Genomic DNA, 16,238 nt, shown 5'->3' on the forward strand with positions numbered 1-16,238 from the left:
CCGACCGAGGGCCCCCGCGCGCGAGGGGTCCCCGTCCCGACGAGGGACGGGGTTTCGCGCGAAGAGAGGGTTTCGGTCGGCCCCGCGTCGGGGGAGCCTTCGAGCGAAGCCCCGCCTCTTCGCCTGGCTCTCGGTTATGCATTGGCCTTCACCGCTGCGTCGTGTTTCGGCGTTGGCGGCATCATCGCGAAGGCGGCGTTCAACGCGGGCGTCCCGCCGTCGTTATTGGCCGAGTGGCGCATCTTGTTTGGTTTTCTCGTCTATGCAGCGATCTTCGTGGTGATCCGTCCTTCGGCATTCCGAGTTCGACGAGCCGATGCGCCGCTCTTCGCCTTGTTCGGCGTCGTTGGCCTCGCTGGAGTCCAGTGGTCCTACTACGAGTCGATCCAACGGCTGCCGGTCGGGGTCGCGGTGGTCATCCAGTACACAGCGCCGGTCCTGTTGCTCATCTGGGCGCGGCTGCGCGGACGCACGGTCGGAAGCCGTCTGTGGCTCGCGGCAGCGCTCGCTCTCGTCGGCTGCTTCTTCGCCGCCGGCGCGTACGACGCCACGCTCTTCCAACTGAACACCGCGGGCGTCGCGCTCTCGGTGCTGTCCGCGTTCATCTTCGCTCTGTACTTCTCGCTCGCCGAGCGGATCCTCAAGCGCTATGACACGCCGACGCTCCTGATCTATGGATTCGGGTTCGCGCTTCTTGCCTGGGCGGCGTTCCGACCGCTGTGGACGCTCCCGTGGACCACGACGCCACCAGAGATCTACGGGCTGCTCGCAGGCGTGATCGTCATCGCGACGGTCATTCCATTCGGCCTCACGCTCGCCGCCGTGAAGCTGATCCCCGCGGCCCGCGTCGGCCTGACCGCCACGATCGAGCCGGTCATCGCGGCGATCGCGGCGTTCCTCGTGCTCGGCGAGCAGCTCGCGTTGCCGCAGATCGCCGGTGGCGCGATCGTGATCGCCGCCATTCTCATCGCGCAGAGTCTTCGTCCGACTGTGGATAGCGTCTAGGCCTGGTAAGAGAGACGGTCTCTGGCCGAATGAAAGGGCGTCGACGGTGAAGGACATAAGCACGGGTCGCGCGTGGGTGCCATCCCAGCTCACCATTTCCGGCGCAGTCGTCGCGTCGATTCTTGTAATGCGCCTTCCGGACGGAATCGCCGTGCGCTTCACGGAATGCCAAGGCCGATCGCCTGGAGTGCGGGAGTGGATGCGTCGGTGGTTTGAGGATCGTCGAGCGAAGTACGAGCGCGAGAAGGCGGGCGAGTTGGCGGTGCCGACAGCGGTGGTCACACTGAGTGTGCAGCGCGCGAAGTCTGGAGGTGAGTACGCCATTGTGGAAGCGTTCTCAGCAACCTCCGAAGCCACTTCGATCCCTGATGATTGGCCGGACGTCCCATACGCCGAGTTGGTTGCGCGAGCGGTCGCATTTCTGAGCTGAGCCAGAATCACGCCAGGCGAGAGAATCTCCACTGATGGGCAAGCTGTATCTCGTCGCGACGCCGATCGGTAATCTCGAGGACGTCTCGCAGCGCGCGCTGCGCATCCTGCAGGAAGCGCACATGGTCGCGTGTGAGGACACGCGACACACGCAGATCCTGCTGCGCAAGCACGAGATCCGCGCGAAGCACCTGACTGCGTACACGGAGTTCAACCACAAGCGACAGGTCGCGGTGCTCGTCGGGCAGCTTGATCGCGGCTGGGACATCGCGCTCGTCTCCGACGCCGGCACTCCCGCACTCTCCGACCCGGGAGAGCAGCTCGTGCGCGCGGCGATCGCGGCAGGCCACGAAGTCGTTGCGATACCCGGCCCGGCGGCGGCGATCGCGGCGCTCGTCGCGTCCGGCCTCCCCACACGCGAGTTCACGTTCGTCGGCTTCGTCGAGAAGAAGAGCGGGCCACGTCGTCGCCTCCTCGAGCGCCTCATCGCCGAGGGCCGCACCGTGGTGCTGTACGAGAGCCCGTACCGCGTTGCCGATCTTCTCGCGGACCTCGCGGCGGTCGCGCCGACCGCGTCGGTGGTTGTCGCGCGCGAGCTCACGAAGATCCACGAGGAGCTTGTGCGCGGCACGGCGACGGCGCTCGCGGCGCGGTTCGCGGAGAAGGCCGCCAAGGGTGAGGTGACCATCGTCTTCGCGGCCAATGTGCCCGCGGATCGGCCCACCGGCTAGGCGAGCAGACGTCTGATCTGACCTTCGATCGGCGATACGCTTACGTGATGCGACCCCTTCGGTATTCCATCAACGTCACGCTGGACGGGTGCTGCGATCATCGTGAAGGCTTCGCGGACGAAGACTTACATCGTCACGCGGTGGAAAACCTAGAACAGGCCGATGCTCTCCTCTTTGGCCGGGTGACGTACGAAATGATGGAGGCAGCGTTTCGGTCGCCGGCGCGGACGGGAACGAGGCCCGATTGGATGGAACCCTTCGCCCGGACGATCGACGCGGCAAAGAAGTACGTCGTGTCGAGCACCCTGGACCGGGTCGATTGGAACGCGGAGCTCGTGCGCGGGGATCTGGGGAAGGCCGTTCAACAGCTGAAACGGGAGTCGGGTAAGGGACTGCTCGTGGGAGGCGTGAAGCTCCCGCTGGCGTTGGCGGAGCTGGGCTTGATCGACGAGTACGAGTTCGTGGTGCATCCCAGGCTGGCGGGTCACGGGCCGACGTTGTTCGCGGGGCTATCGGAGCGTATCGACCTGAATCTCGTGAGCCGGCTGGAGTTCAGATCGGGGGCGGTGGCGCTGCGGTATGAGCCCAGAAGGTAGCCATCGGGCGTGTCTTCTAGACTCCGCGCGACAGACGACGTGGGGGAGGACGCAATGAAGCTCGGACTGCACACGATCTTGCTCCGTGCGACTTCGACGATGCTCGTCGCAGCGCTCGCGGTCTCGGCTTGCACGAGCACGACGACGCCACCCGGAGCATCGACCGCTCCGTCTGCGGCGGCGGCCGGGCCGGTGTCCGGCGGGACCGTGACGATCCCGATCGGCGCGGACCCGACGCTGAACCCCTGGAGTCCGAACGCCTTCGTGGAGTCGCTCTTCATCAACCGCGCGATCTTCGAGGGACTCACAAAGCCGGGCAAGGACCTTGCGCCGGCGGCGGACCTCGCCCAAAGCTGGACAGTCGCGCCGGATGGCCTGAGCTGGACGTTCAAGCTCCGCAGCGGCGTGAAGTGGAGCGACGGCAAACCCTTCACGGCCGACGACGTCGCGTTCACATTCAACGACATCGTTCTCAAGCCAGACCTCGGCGCGCAGAACAGGGCCAGCTATGCGGCGGTCAAGAGCGTCACGGTCGTCGATCCGACCACCGTGCGCTTCGATCTGACGCGGAAGTTCGCGGCCCTGGCGTCGTTCCTCGCCTACAACGCGGGCATCCTGCCCAAGCACGTGCTCTCCGCGAACCCGCTCACGACCACGACATTCAACAAGGGGATCCCGGTCAGCACCGGGCCGTTCAAGGTCGAGAAGTACACCTCCGGCCAGAGCGTCTCCCTGGTGCCCAACGAGAACTACTTCGGTCCGAAGCCGTTCCTCGACAAGGTCGTCTTCACCGTCGTGGCGGATCCGAACACACAGGTCGCGCAGGCGCTCTCCGGTGACCTGCAGATCATGATCTTGGACAACAAGGCGGCGGTGGACCGCATGAAGAGCGCGGCTGGCCTTGTCGTCGTGGCGCGTCCGCTCGTGCAGTACTACTGGCTCTCGCTCAACCAGACCGACAGCCGCTTCACCGACGTGCGCGTCCGTCAGGCGTTCGTTCACGCGATCGACCGCCAGGCGATCATCAAGTCGGTCGAGCTCGGGTACGGCTCGATCGCGAACAGTCCGATCACGCCGGCCCTCGCCGCGTACTACGACCCTTCGCTCGCGTCGAAGTACCCGTACGACCCGGCGAAAGCGACCGAGCTGCTCAAGGCGGCCGGGTGGACGCCAGGCGCGAACGGCGTGCTTCAGAAGGATGGCAAGCCGTTCCAGTTCACGATGGATGTTGGACAGCGCGGCGTTCTCGAGCCGGTCAACGCGCTCATCCAGCAGGACCTGAAGAAGGTCGGCGTCGTCGTCGACCTGAACACGATGGAGTGGAACTCCTACATCCAGAAAGACGTGGTGCGTCGTGAATACACGGCCACGGTGAACTGGTGGACCTACCCAAGCGACCCGGACGTCTTCCCCTACTACCACTCCAGCGCGGCGGGCAAGGGCTTCAACATTCCGGGCTACCAGGACCCGAAGCTAGATGACCTGCTCGTGCAGGGCCAGAGTGCCAGCGACCTCGAGTCGCGCAAGGCGGTCTACAAGCAGCTCCAGCAGTACACCTCCGAGGTGCTGCCATACCTGTTCCTCTGGTACCCGCAGGAGATCGACGTGCTGAGCTCGTCGCTCAAGGGCGTGCCGGAGCTCGGCCTGCGTGACGCCATGCACTACATCGGCGAATGGTGGTTGGCCAAGAAGTGACCTTCGCCTGTCGGCTCCGGCTTTCCGGAGCGGCCTGGCCGCTCCGGCAGTAGCCCGCTTCCTTTTCCAGCGCGTCGCGTTGGGGGCGCTCGTGATCGTTTTCGCGAGCGCCCTCACCTTCTTCTTCGTCAACCTCGCGCCCGGCGGTCCGGCCTCGGTCATGCGATTCGACGTCACGGCCGAGCAGCGCGAGGCACTGATAAAGCGCATGGGCCTCGACAAGCCCGTCACGCAGCGATACGTCGAATGGGTCACCGGGGCGGCGCGTGGCGACTTCGGCACGTCGCTCCTGACGGACGAGCCCGTCACCCAGCGCATCGGCGAGAGACTTCCGAACACTCTCATGCTCGCGGGCGCCGCGTTCGTGCTGTCGGTGCTGCTCGGTATCCCGATCGGTCTGATCCAGGCATTGCGCCGCGGGAGCCCGCTCGATCATGTGCTGAGCTTTCTCAGCGCGGTCGGACTCGCTGTGCCGGTGTTCTGGCTGGGCATCGTGCTGATCCTCATCTTCTCCGTGTCGCTCCACGTGCTGCCATCTGCCGGAGTGACCGGGATCACGACGGACACGTTGTTCGACCGCGCGCAGCACCTCGTCCTTCCCGCGGTGGTGCTGGCCTCGACGGTGCTTCCCACCATCGTCCGTTACATGCGTTCGGCGGCGATCGAGGTCCTGCACGAGGACTACATCCGTACCGCCGAGTCGAAGGGTCTGGGGCCGCGCCTCGTCGTCACGCGCCACGTCCTGCGGAACGCATTGGTCCCGGTGGTCAGCGCGCTGGGGGCGCTCGTGCCGCGTCTTCTGGGTGGCGCGGTCGTCACGGAGGCGGTGTTCAGCTGGCCGGGCCTCGGCCGGCTCGCACTCGAGGCGGCTCAGGGCCGGGACTATCCGCTCATCACCGGCCTCACGGTGGTCGCCGCCGCCATCGCGGTCGGGACGACGCTGCTCGTCGATGTCGCGTACACGCGCATCGATCCACGGGTGCGAGTCGCATGACGCGTCTCGGTGCCGCGGCCCTCGCGGTGCTCGCCGCGATATCCCTGCTCGCGATCGCCGGCCCGTTGCTGTGGACGATCCCTCCGGAGGCGACCAATCCGGCGCTGAACCTGGCCGGCCCGAGCGCCGCGCACCCGCTCGGAACCGACGAGCTCGGGCGCGACGTCCTGAGTCGGCTGCTGCACGGGACCCGCGTCACGCTGCTCGTGGGCGTTGCCGCGATGCTCGCCGCGCTGTCGATCGGCGTGTTCGTCGGTGCGATCGCGGGTTTCAGGGGCGGCTGGACCGACGCAGTCCTCATGCGTTTCACCGACGGGATGCTCGCGGTGCCGGCGTTCTTCTTCATCCTCGTCGTGGTCACCGTGCTCGGACCCGGTATCGCGACACTGGTCTTCGTCATCGGCGCGCTCTCGTGGATGCCGGTCGCACGCGTCGTGTATGGGGAGACGCTGCGCTGGAAGACCGCCGAGTTCGTCGTTGCCGCGATGTCGCTTGGCGTGCCGGCGCCGCGTCTGCTCGCTCGCCATATCCTTCCGCAGGCTATCCCGTCGCTCGTCGTCTCGGCCACTCTCGGCGTAGCGTTCGCGATCCTCACCGAGTCCGCGCTCAGCTATCTGAGCTTCGGCGTACAGTCGCCATTGCCATCACTGGGCAACATGCTGCAGAAGGCGCAGATCTACGTGTTCACGGCCCCGGTGCTCGCCATCTATCCCGGCCTCGTGATCACCGCGGTCGTGCTCGCGTTCAACTTTCTCGGCGATGGTCTGCGCGACGCGCTCGATCCGCGTCGTCGTCGTTAATATCGGCGCCTAGGCGCAGGGGAGGACAGACATGAAGACAGCCGATATCGGCAAGCGCACGAAGTACTCCGGCTACTCGAGCTTCCAGTACCTCGAGGGCGGCACTGACTACCGCGAGTTCGAGCTCGCGAAAGAGCTCGACCGCGTTCCGTCGCGCAAGGTCGAGGTCAGCGGCGCGCAGGAGCAGCGTGTCCAGCGCCTCCTCGACGAGAACCTCGCGGTCTCGCTGCACGATCACTGCTTCGTTGTCCCCGCGGACTTCGACGATCTCGCGGAGTACCGCCGCCAGGGCCGCGATGTCACGGGCTACGCCGGGATGGCGCAGTCCGGCCTCGACGCGGTGTTCGACTGCCTCATGGACGGTACCGCGACGATCACGTCGAAGGCGGGCTGGAAGTGGGACGACATCATCTACGACCTCGGCATGCGCCTCTCAGACATCGCGCATCAGGACTTCATCGTCCGCGGCGAAACGCTCGAAGACATCCGCCAGGCCAAGGCGAACGGTCAGATCGCGTTCATCGCGTCGCTCGAGGCCGCGACGGCGATCGAGAACGAAGTCGACCGCCTCGACATCCTCTACGGCCTGGGCATACGGTCATCGGGCATCGCGTACAGCGAGGCGAACACGCTGGGCAGCGGCTTGAAGGAAGCGCGCGACGGCGGCCTCACCGAATTCGGTCGCCAGGCGGTCCGGCGCATGAACAAGCTCGGGATCGCCATCGACATCTCACACTCTGGCGACCAGACGTGCCTGGACACGATCGAAGTCAGCGAGAAGCCGATCTTCATCACGCACGCCGGCGCGCGCGGGCTGTGGAACACGAAGCGGATGAAGCCGGATGAGGTCCTGAAGGCCATGGCCGCGAAGGGCGGCGTCATCGGTATCGAGGCCGCTCCGCACACAACGTTGACCAAGGCACACCCGAAGCATTCCATCGAGAGCTTCATGGAGCACTTCGAGTACTGCGCCGACCTCGTCGGGATCGACCATGTCGCGTTCGGTCCCGACACTCTGTTCGGCGACCACGTCGGGCTGCACCACTACTTCGCGAAGCAGCTCTCGATCAAGTCAGCGCACGGCGCGCAGGCCTTCGAGGAGGTCGAGTACGTCGACGGGATCGAGAACCCGGCGGAGGCGTTCCCGAACATCGTTCGCTGGCTCGTGAAGCACGATTACTCGGACGGCGACATCACCAAGGCCATCGGAGGGAACGTGATGCGCGTGCTCGAGGAGGCGTGGTTCCGGTAACTCCAAGCCCGCGTATCCTCCGACGGGCGAAGGGGGAGCCGGTCCATTGAAGCGCGACTACCGCAAATGGAACAGTCCCGCGCTGGGACGCGACATGGACCTGCTCGTTTTTGGGGAGGGCGGCACCCCGGTGCTCGTCTTCCCGACGTCGATGGGCCGCTTCTTCCAGTGGGAGGACTTCGGGATGATCGCCCACATGGCGCCGCGGATCGACGCCGGCTGGCTGCAGCTTTGGTGTGTCGACAGCGTGGATTCGGAGTCCTTCTACGACAAGAAGAAGTCACCGCAGGAGCGCGCTCAGCGGCATCTCGAGTACGAGCGCTACATCGTGGATGAGGTCCTGCCGATGATCCGCGCGGAGAATCCGGTCGACTTCCTCATCGTGGTTGGCGCGTCGTTCGGTGCGTTCCACGCGCTCGCGCTCGCGACACGCCGCCCAGGTCTGGCGCGCAAGGCGATCGGGCTCTCCGGCGCGTACGACGCGGCCCGTTGGCTGGGTGGCTCGCGTGAGGGCGAGGCGTACTACGTGAACCCGCTGACCTTCCTCCCCAACCTTAACGACGAGCGCTACCTCGAGCCGCTGCGGGCGACGGAGATCGTCATCGCCACCGGTCGCGACGACGCGAACGCGGACGAGTCGCGCCGCATGGCCAAGCTCCTTCAGGACAAGGGCGTTCCAGCGAGCCTGCATGTCTGGGACGGCTGGTCGCACGACTGGCCGTATTGGAAAGAGATGGTGGACGTGTTCCTGTGAGCAAGATCGTCGGACTTCTGGTCGGGCGCGAGAACACCTTCCCCGGACCGTTCATCGAGACAGTGAACCGCAAGGGCGCGGCCCACGGTGTCACCGCGGAGCTCGCGCTCCTCGGTGGCACGCGCGAGCTCGAGCTGCCGCGCTACCGCGTCATCGTCGACCGCATCAGTCACGAAGTGCCCTACTACCGCGCGCATCTCAAGAGCGCCGCGCTCATGGGCACCGTCGTCGTGAACGACCCGTTCTGGTGGGAGGCGGACGAGAAGTTCTTCGAGTGCACCCTCGCGCGGATGCTCGGCGTTGCCGTTCCGAAGACCGTCGTGCTGCCGAACAAGTCGTACATCTCCGACATCACCGAGCAGTCACTTCGGAACCTCAAGTACCCACTCGACTGGGACGACATCCTGTCGTACGTCGGCCTGCCCGCGATCCTCAAGCCCAACACCGGGGGCGGCTGGAAGGACGTGTATCGCGTCGATTCCAAACAGGATCTGCTCTGGGCGTACGACCAGTCGGGGGGCCTGCCTCCAGGACAGCGCCCCAAGACGATGATCCTGCAGGAGTTCATCAAGTGGGAGGACTACGTCCGGTGCATCTGCATCGGACGCAGGGACATCCTTCCCATCCGCTACGACCCGACGGCTCCGTTCGCGGACCGGTACGTCGTGAACCGCCCGGTCGACGGCGAGCTGCGCGACCGCGCCGTGCATGACGCCCGCGCGCTCGTGGATGCCCTCGGCTATGACATGGACACGGTCGAGTTCGCGGTCCGCGACGGGATCCTCTACGCGATCGACTTCCTCAACCCCGCGCCGGACTTTGACTCGTTCTCCATCAAGGAGGACAACTTCAACTGGGTGCTCGAGAAGATGAGCGATCTCGTCATCTCGTACGCGACCGATGCGGCGACGCCGCCCTGGAAGGGCGACCATCGCTGGTGGAAGCACGTCAGGTCGTGATCAAAGAGCCCGCCTTCGTCGTGGCGTGGAACGCGCTGCTCGCGGATCCGGCGACGGCGGCGGCGTGCGCGGAGGCCCTCTCGCAGGGCCAGCGCGAAGGCGGCGCGATGTGGGGCGAGCGGCCCCTGTGCGTTTCACTTCGGCCGAACCTGATCACCAAGCGCCAGCACTCAGCGAACGCGACGGCATCCGAGGCGCTGTACGGCGCGCTCGGTCGCCTGGAGCGCGCGCTCCTTCGTGAGGATGATCTTCGCCTCGAGCTGGACCTCTCGCCCGAGGAGGACCGCCTCGCGCTCGCCGACCCGGGCTTCACGGCCGCGTCCCCCTCATCACGGCTCGACGGCTTCGTCTCTGACGGAGTGATCCGCTACGTCGAGTACAACGCCGAGTCCCCGGCCGGCATGGCCTACAACGATGTGCTCGTGGGCATCTTCGAACGACTTCCGGCGATGAAGGCGTTCCGCAAGCGCTATCGCGCGCGTCCGATCCGCGCGGCGAGCAAGCAGCTGACCGCGATGAAGCGCGCGCACGGACGAAAGGTCGGCACCATCGCGATCGTCGACTGGACGGGCCTCCCGACGCTCACCGAGTTCCAGATGTTCCAGCGCGCGTTCACGGATAGCGGCGTGAGGACGATCATCTGCGCGCCGGAGGACCTCACGTACCGCGGCGGGCGCCTGCGCGCGAAGGGAACGCCGATCGACGTCGTCTACCGCCGCGTGCTCCTTTCGGAGCTGCTCGCGAAGCCCGAGGTCGCGCGACCGCTACTCCTGGCATATCTCGCCGGCGACGTGACCGTCGTGAACAGCCTGCGGGCGAAGCTCCTCCACAAGAAGATGAGCCTCGCGCTCCTCTCGGACGACCGCTACGCGCGGCTGTACACGCCGGCGCAGCGGCGTGCCATAGCGAAACACGTGCCGTGGACGCGCAAGGTGCGCGAGGGTCACACAACGTATGGCGGAAAGGTCATCGATCTCACCGAGTTCGTGGTGCGCAATCGCGAGCGTCTCGTGCTGAAGCCGAACGACGAGTACGGCGGCAAGGGCGTCGTGCTCGGCTGGACCGTCGATCGCCACGAATGGGAGCAGACGCTGCTCGGCGCGCTCACGTCGTCGTTCGTCGTGCAGGAGAAGGTCGCCGTGCCACGCGAGCCGTTCCCGGTCGTCCTCGACCGCGTGCACTTCCTCGACCTCAGTGTCGACTGCGATCCGTATCTCTTCTGGGGTCGCGTCGGCGGGGTGCTCACTCGCCTCTCCTCGAGCGCGCTGCTGAACGTCACCGCCGGAGCGGGCAGCGTCGTGCCGACCTACCTCGTCGAAGGCGCCGCATGAAGATCACCGACGTCCCGCGCCTCACGATCGGCATCGAAGAAGAGTTCCAGATCGTCGACGCGCAGGGTCAGCTGAAGAGCCACATCGAGACGCTCCTCACGGCGGCGGGTGGTCGCTACGGCGATCAGATCAAGCGTGAGATGATGCAGTCGGTCGTCGAAGCCGGCACGAAGATCTGCGCCGACATCAGCGAGGCACGTGACGAGATCGCCACGCTTCGCGGAACGCTCGCCGCGCTCCTGAAGCCTGCGGGCCTGCGGATCGCGTCCGCCGGCACGCACCCGTTCTCGCACTGGCAGGACCAGGAGGTCACCGAGCACGAGCGGTACAAGATCCTCGAAGAGGAGCTGCAGGACGTCATCCGCGAGCTGCTCATCTTCGGATTGCACGTGCACGTCGGGATCCCCGACCGCGAGCAGCGCATCGAGGTCATGAACGAAGCGCGCTACTTCCTGCCGCACCTGCTCGCGATCTCGACCTCGAGCCCGTTCTGGCTGACGCGCATCACGGGTCTCAAGTCGTACCGCCAGATCATCTGGCAGCGCTTCCCGCGGACCGGCATCCCGCCGGAGTTCAGCTCGTACGACGAGTACGAGAACTTCGTCGAGCTGCTGGTGAAGACGAAGTGCATCGACGACGGCCGGAAGATCTGGTGGGACCTCCGGCCGCACGCGACCTTCCCGACGATCGAGTTCCGCGTCTGCGATGCCGCGACGCGCGTTGAGGAGACGCTCTGCCTCGCCGCTCTGGTCCAGGCGATCTGCGCGAAGCTTCTCGTGCTGCGTGCGCGGAACCAGGGCTTCCGCCGCTATGCGCCGGCCCTGATCCAGGAGAACAAGTGGCGCGCGGTGCGCGGCGGGATGGACGCGAAGCTCATCGACTTCGGCAAGCAGATCGAGGTGCCGATGCGCGACCTCGCCGTCGAGCTGCTCGAGTTCGTCGACGACGTGGTCGACGCCCTCGGCTCGCGCCGCGAGGTCGAGTACCTGCAGACGATCATCCGGGAGGGGACCAGCGCAGACCGGCAGCTGCGAGCCTTTGCCGCGACCGGCCACCTGCACTATGTCGTCGACCACATCGCCGAGGAGACGATCGCGGGCGTGCCTGTCCTCACCGTATGACCGCCCCCGCCGTATGACGAAGACCGTCACGCAGGCGGTCGAGGAGCTCGTCCGCGCGACGGTGCATCTCTCGGACGAGGACATGGGCCGCGAGTGGAAGTGGGGGGACTACGACGACGAGGGCTTGCGCTTTGCCCTGCTCCTGACGCACCACGAGCTGCGGGACCTCGGCGTTCGGCTCGCCGCTCGCCAGCGACCGCATTCGCAGGCGCAGCGGATCCTTACGCAGTATCACCAGACCTACCGCGACCTCACCGGTGTCCTCGCCGGCGTCCGCAACGAGGATCTCGACCGCGCCCCCGCCGAAGGTGAATGGCCGCTGCGGGAGACGCTCGACCACATGCTCGGGGCGGAGTACGGCTTCCTCGGCGTGAATCGACTCGCGATAGAGCGGCATCGCGCGGGCTTTGCGACGGAGCCATCCGAGTCGGAGTTCAAGGAGTTCCGCAAGGCGTACGCCCCGCCGAAGGACGCCGTGACCGGCCCGATCGAATCGATCCGCAATGCCTTCTTCGAGATCCACCGGCGCGTCCTGCGTGAGCTCGGCGACGTGACCGACGCCGAACTTGAGAAGCGCGCGACGTTCTGGGAGGACGAGCCGATGCCGATCCGCTTCCGGCTGCATCGGTTCGAGGAGCACCTCCGCCAGCACACGATCCAGCTCGACAAGACGCTCGCCGTGATCCGTCCGCCGACCGAGGCGCACCGCCTGGTGCGCAACATCTACAACGCGCTGGCCGATGTCGAGATGGCGGACGCGCCCGCGGAGGATCTGCGCTCGGCCGCGGCGAACGTCATTTCCGAGCGCGCCGCCGCGATCGTGGCGTGATGCCCTCAACCCCGGCCGCCTTCGGGGCTGGACCGACCAGCACCGAAGGCAGACCAGGGCAGAGGCGGGAGATCAGCTCGCTGGTGTCAGTGTGAACATCAGGTAATGGCCGCCGGCCGGGCCGGCGGTCAGCACGAGGCTCGCGCCGGGTAGGGAATAGGCGCCCTGGCCCGCGGAGACGGTACCGGTCATGGCCGCGTCGCCACTCACGGTGAGACTTCCGTCGAGTACGAACAGCACGCGGAGTGACGGTCCCGATTGCCGGTCGACGCCTGTTGCGGCGAGGCGGCTGTCGGTAAGCGTCTCGGTGTAGGAACCCGCGGCGATCTGCGTCAGATCGCCCGTCGTGTAGAGCTCCTTCTGTCCGGGCACGATGATCGCGAGGGGGCGCGACGCTGCCGGACGCAGGCCGATGAACCACCAATCGTTGGCGGACGTGCCAGGGTTGACGTGCCCGTGCATGACGGCGGCACCGATGAAGGCGGCTTTGCCGGGCTGGACCATCACGGATGCTGCGCCGTCGACGTCCATCTGGTGTGTGCCCTGGACGGTGTAAACGAAGCCGGCGATGTGCTGATGCTTGATCGATCCGCCGGCCGCCTGGGGCAGATCCACGTAGTTGACGAACAGCGCGCCCGCGGGGATCGAATCGAGTTTGCCGGATGCGAGGATCGTGGCTGTTGCGCTCGGCGGTGCCGCCGTCGCGACGGCCGGCGCGCTCGTCGGCGCCGGCGCCGCCGCGCCTCCACACGCCGCTGCGACGAACAGGACCGTCGCGACGATGGGAACGATGCGTCGGAACACTTGAAAAACCTCCTCTACCGACTCTGCGGTCGGGTCCCGCTGTGCGAGACCGATGGCAGATTCGGTCGGTCAGGAGGAGCTCGCTATGACCCCTGTCATTCGCGGGCTGTGATGTTCAGCACAGCGCGCGCAGAGCCTCCGCGTCGAGGACGGTGATGGTGCCCCGGTCCATCGCGAGCGCGCCCATCCTGACGAACTGACCGAGGGCGCGGTTCACGTTCTCGCGGCTGGAGCCGACCATCGCGGCGAGGTCGCCCTGGGGCACCCGGACGGCGATCCGGACACCGCCGTCGACCTTCTGACCGTGCTTGTCCGCGAGCTCGAGAAGCTTGTGAGCGAGCCGGCCGGGCAGGTCCAGAAAGGCGATCTCGGCCAGCTCTTCGTCACCGCGCCGGACGCGATCGCTGAGCCTTGCGAGGAGCCGTAGCGCGAGGTCAGCGTCTTTTCGCACCACGGCGCGAAGGTCGTCCCTCCCGAGCGCGACGCAGGTCGTCGCTTCCACAGCGATCGCGTCGGCCGTGCGGACTCCGCTGGCCTCGATCGCGTCGAGCTCGCCCAGCGTTTCGCCCGGACCGAAGAGACCAAGGACGAACTCGCGTCCGTGTCGCGAAGTGCGGGAAACGCGCACCAGACCGCTTTCGATGACGAACATGGAGTCTGCCGGCTCACTCTCTCGCGTGAGATAGGTTCCCGCAGGGAAAGACCGGCGCCGCACGCGCGGTCCCAGCCCATCGGACACTTTTGGCGCGAGGCCCGCGAACAGCGGCGTGCGCAGCAGTACAGCCATCGGCTCGACGCCGCTGCTGACCAGTGCGGCGTCGAAGGCCAGCCGATAGGTCTGGACTGGAGCGCTTCGCCCAGCCAGCGTCACGATGTCGCCGCTTAGGAACGAGAACTCCGTGGCAGCCGCGCGAGTCGCCGCGTCGACGATGGCTTCGCCTGCATCGGCACGCGCAGTCAAACGGGCCGCGGTGTTGGTGATCTCGCCGACAGCGGTGAAGTCTTTGAAGCCACCGCCGCCGACGTTGCCGCAGAATTCCTCGCCCGTGGAGATCCCGACACCGATCTCCAGCCATGGGCCCCCAGACGCCCGGTAGCCGACGGCTTCGATGAGCGCGGCTGCGGCGGCGACCGCTTTGCGCGGATAGTCGCCGCCGCTCAGCCCTGGAACGAATAGGCCCATCACGTGGTCGCCAGCGACCTGGCCGAGGACGGCTTCATGCTGCAGAAGGACGCGCGAGGCGATGTCATAGAACCGTTTCAGACGTACTGGGACCACGTCTCGCGGCACCGATTCCGTCAGGCTCGTATACCCGCGGACGTCAGCGAACAGGATGCTGAGCGGGACGATCGCGCCGCCTTCGGGTGCCCACTCGAGGCAGCGCGCGCAAACGTGGGGTGTCTTCTGTGATGGGCGATAACCGAGGAGACGGAACGGTAGGGTGACCGGTCCGCCGTACGGAGCGTTGCAGAACTTGCAGCGCGGCCGCCCCGGGAAGAGCGCGAACAATCTTCGTGCGAGCCGTGGTCCGAGAGTCGTCGATCCGTCGCCGCGGAGGATCGCGGACCAGTGCGCGTCCATCTCGGGGTGGTTGCCAGTTGACTCAGACACTGCCACTTTGGGGCGATGGTATCGGCGAACATGCGGCGCCTCTTCGTTGGAGCGGCCGCTGTCGCGGCGAATCTCGGGTGGCTTCAGCTGGCTCCGGCGTTCGGTCTTCCGGTCACGGCACCCGCGGGGATATTGGACCGCGCACTCGGTGCGGATCGCGAGGCTGGTCCCGCGGGCTGGGCGCTGCTGCTAGTGGGTCAGGCCGTATTCGCTGCCCTCGCGTTCCTCGTCATCCTGCCTCGAAGGCGGGTGTGGCTGGCGTCGTTCGCGTTCGTCGTTGGCGCGTGGTTCGTCTCCGGAGCTGTCCTGATGCCTGTTATCGGGCTCATCCAAGGCGCCGCGCCAGCCGGCACCGCAGCCGCTATGCAGGCGAACTTCTTCATGCTGAACCTTGGCCTGGGGGCTGCCGCTGAGGCACTGGTTGGATGGCTGCTGTTCGGTGGTGTGATCGCAGCCGGCGCGACGCTCAACGTCACCCCGAGGGCTTTCGCGCTTGCGGCCGGCGCCGCGGCGGTCGCCGCCGTCATCGCGTTCGCGGCGCCGGCGCTCGGTGCGCAAGCAGGTTCGGGCCGGCTCGTCGAGGGCCGTATCGAAGCGCTGCCGCCGGCACCCGTCTTCATCAGCGTGCTTGAGCTCCCGCAGCCGGCTGGTGATGCGCTCATTCCGCATCCCCCACACATCGCCGGCTTCGTGGTCGACGTTTGGGGGACAGCGACGATGGTGATCGCCGGAGCGAATGTGGACGTTGCTCCAGGTGGAGCGGTCTTCTTGCCGAACCAACAGCCCCACGACCACGAGAATCGCGCGGCGGCTCCACTCGCGATCGCTTTGGCCGCCGCGATGGTCGGCATGACGGTCGGAGTCGTCTTGCTGCAGGGTCGTGCGCCCGCCGTCGCGTTGATGGCGGCGCTGCTGGTCGCGGGCACTGTGGCGACGATCAATCCGTTGATGAACCACTGGTACTTCATTGGTGTTCGCTCGGCCACCCAGCGTGGCGGCCCGATGCCCGTACCGGCGGGGCACCGGACATACGAGTCCGAGAACCTGACTGGCCTTGCGAGCGGGCCCTATCTGGAGCAGCTCACGCATCGCCGGCTTGGCGCCGGCGAATCCGTTCGCGTTGTCGGCCCCGCGGCGGTCGTCGTGCTCGACGGCCAAGTCTTGATCGCCAACGATGTACGAACGTTACGTCTGTCCGCGCAGTCCGGGACCACGATCGCGGGCGGTACGGAAGCGACAGCTCGGGTCGAGTCAGGAAGCGCGCGAGTCTTGATCGTCCAGCTGCTACCCGCCCGTTAAGTCGACCGCGCTAGCGTCTGCGATCCC

Annotated in this window: 16 protein-coding genes; 14 read left to right on the forward strand and 2 right to left on the reverse strand. The window is 66.6% G+C overall.

The features are described from left to right. The first annotated feature begins 141 nt into the window (after window positions 1-141). The 13 genes from VI056_01910 to VI056_01970 are packed head-to-tail and all read left to right on the forward strand — an operon-like array spanning window position 142 to window position 12,496. Window positions 142-1,005 (forward strand): EamA family transporter, encoded by an 864-nt coding sequence (locus VI056_01910; protein HEY6201774.1) that lies wholly within the window; start codon window positions 142-144, stop codon window positions 1,003-1,005. A 46-nt stretch (window positions 1,006-1,051) separates the two neighbouring features. Beyond that, on the forward strand, window positions 1,052-1,435 hold the full coding sequence (locus VI056_01915) for a hypothetical protein (protein ID HEY6201775.1): 384 nt from the start codon (window positions 1,052-1,054) through the stop codon (window positions 1,433-1,435). A gap of 34 nt (window positions 1,436-1,469) precedes the next feature. Next, window positions 1,470-2,165 carry a 16S rRNA (cytidine(1402)-2'-O)-methyltransferase gene (gene rsmI, locus VI056_01920; GenBank protein ID HEY6201776.1) on the forward strand — a complete coding sequence of 232 codons (696 nt, stop codon included), beginning with the start codon at window positions 1,470-1,472 and terminating at the stop codon, window positions 2,163-2,165. A 47-nt stretch (window positions 2,166-2,212) separates the two neighbouring features. Beyond that, on the forward strand, window positions 2,213-2,761 hold the full coding sequence (locus VI056_01925; protein ID HEY6201777.1) for a dihydrofolate reductase family protein: 549 nt from the start codon (window positions 2,213-2,215) through the stop codon (window positions 2,759-2,761). A 54-nt stretch (window positions 2,762-2,815) separates the two neighbouring features. Continuing rightward, window positions 2,816-4,456, forward strand: coding sequence for an ABC transporter substrate-binding protein (locus VI056_01930; GenBank protein HEY6201778.1), 1,641 nt, complete (start codon window positions 2,816-2,818; stop codon window positions 4,454-4,456). Between the two features lie 34 nt (window positions 4,457-4,490). Beyond that, a complete protein-coding gene (locus VI056_01935) occupies window positions 4,491-5,450 on the forward strand; it encodes an ABC transporter permease (protein HEY6201779.1) in 960 nt (319 codons plus the stop codon). Beyond that, window positions 5,447-6,250: an ABC transporter permease gene (locus VI056_01940; GenBank protein HEY6201780.1), complete on the forward strand. Its 804-nt coding sequence runs from the start codon at window positions 5,447-5,449 to the stop codon at window positions 6,248-6,250. The genes VI056_01935 and VI056_01940 overlap by 4 nt, the downstream gene beginning before the upstream one ends. Window positions 6,251-6,281: 31 nt before the next feature. Next, on the forward strand, window positions 6,282-7,502 hold the full coding sequence (locus VI056_01945) for a membrane dipeptidase (GenBank protein HEY6201781.1): 1,221 nt from the start codon (window positions 6,282-6,284) through the stop codon (window positions 7,500-7,502). Window positions 7,503-7,548: 46 nt separating this feature from the next. Beyond that, complete coding sequence (locus VI056_01950; GenBank protein HEY6201782.1) at window positions 7,549-8,256, forward strand: alpha/beta hydrolase-fold protein; 708 nt, start codon at window positions 7,549-7,551, stop codon at window positions 8,254-8,256. After that, window positions 8,253-9,215: a hypothetical protein gene (locus VI056_01955; protein ID HEY6201783.1), complete on the forward strand. Its 963-nt coding sequence runs from the start codon at window positions 8,253-8,255 to the stop codon at window positions 9,213-9,215. Before VI056_01950 ends, VI056_01955 begins: the two co-directional genes overlap by 4 nt. Next, window positions 9,194-10,546, forward strand: coding sequence for a hypothetical protein (locus VI056_01960; protein HEY6201784.1), 1,353 nt, complete (start codon window positions 9,194-9,196; stop codon window positions 10,544-10,546). Before VI056_01955 ends, VI056_01960 begins: the two co-directional genes overlap by 22 nt. After that, window positions 10,543-11,667, forward strand: a complete 1,125-nt coding sequence (locus tag VI056_01965) for a carboxylate-amine ligase (protein HEY6201785.1) — start codon at window positions 10,543-10,545, stop codon at window positions 11,665-11,667. The genes VI056_01960 and VI056_01965 overlap by 4 nt, the downstream gene beginning before the upstream one ends. A 13-nt stretch (window positions 11,668-11,680) precedes the next feature. Further along, a complete protein-coding gene (locus VI056_01970; GenBank protein ID HEY6201786.1) occupies window positions 11,681-12,496 on the forward strand; it encodes a DinB family protein in 816 nt (271 codons plus the stop codon). Between the two features lie 72 nt (window positions 12,497-12,568). Here VI056_01970 and VI056_01975 read toward each other — a convergent pair whose 3' ends face one another. Continuing rightward, window positions 12,569-13,300 carry a hypothetical protein gene (locus VI056_01975; protein ID HEY6201787.1) on the reverse strand — a complete coding sequence of 244 codons (732 nt, stop codon included), beginning with the start codon at window positions 13,298-13,300 and terminating at the stop codon, window positions 12,569-12,571. A 115-nt stretch (window positions 13,301-13,415) separates the two neighbouring features. Continuing rightward, on the reverse strand, window positions 13,416-14,918 hold the full coding sequence (locus tag VI056_01980; protein HEY6201788.1) for a cyclic nucleotide-binding domain-containing protein: 1,503 nt from the start codon (window positions 14,916-14,918) through the stop codon (window positions 13,416-13,418). 24 nt (window positions 14,919-14,942) lie between these two features. Between VI056_01980 and VI056_01985 the strand changes: the two genes are divergently transcribed. Then, window positions 14,943-16,211 (forward strand): hypothetical protein, encoded by a 1,269-nt coding sequence (locus tag VI056_01985; GenBank protein HEY6201789.1) that lies wholly within the window; start codon window positions 14,943-14,945, stop codon window positions 16,209-16,211. The last annotated feature ends 27 nt before the right edge of the window (window positions 16,212-16,238 follow it).

The organism is Candidatus Limnocylindria bacterium (assembly GCA_036523395.1).
Lineage (GTDB): Bacteria > Chloroflexota > Limnocylindria > P2-11E > P2-11E > CF-39.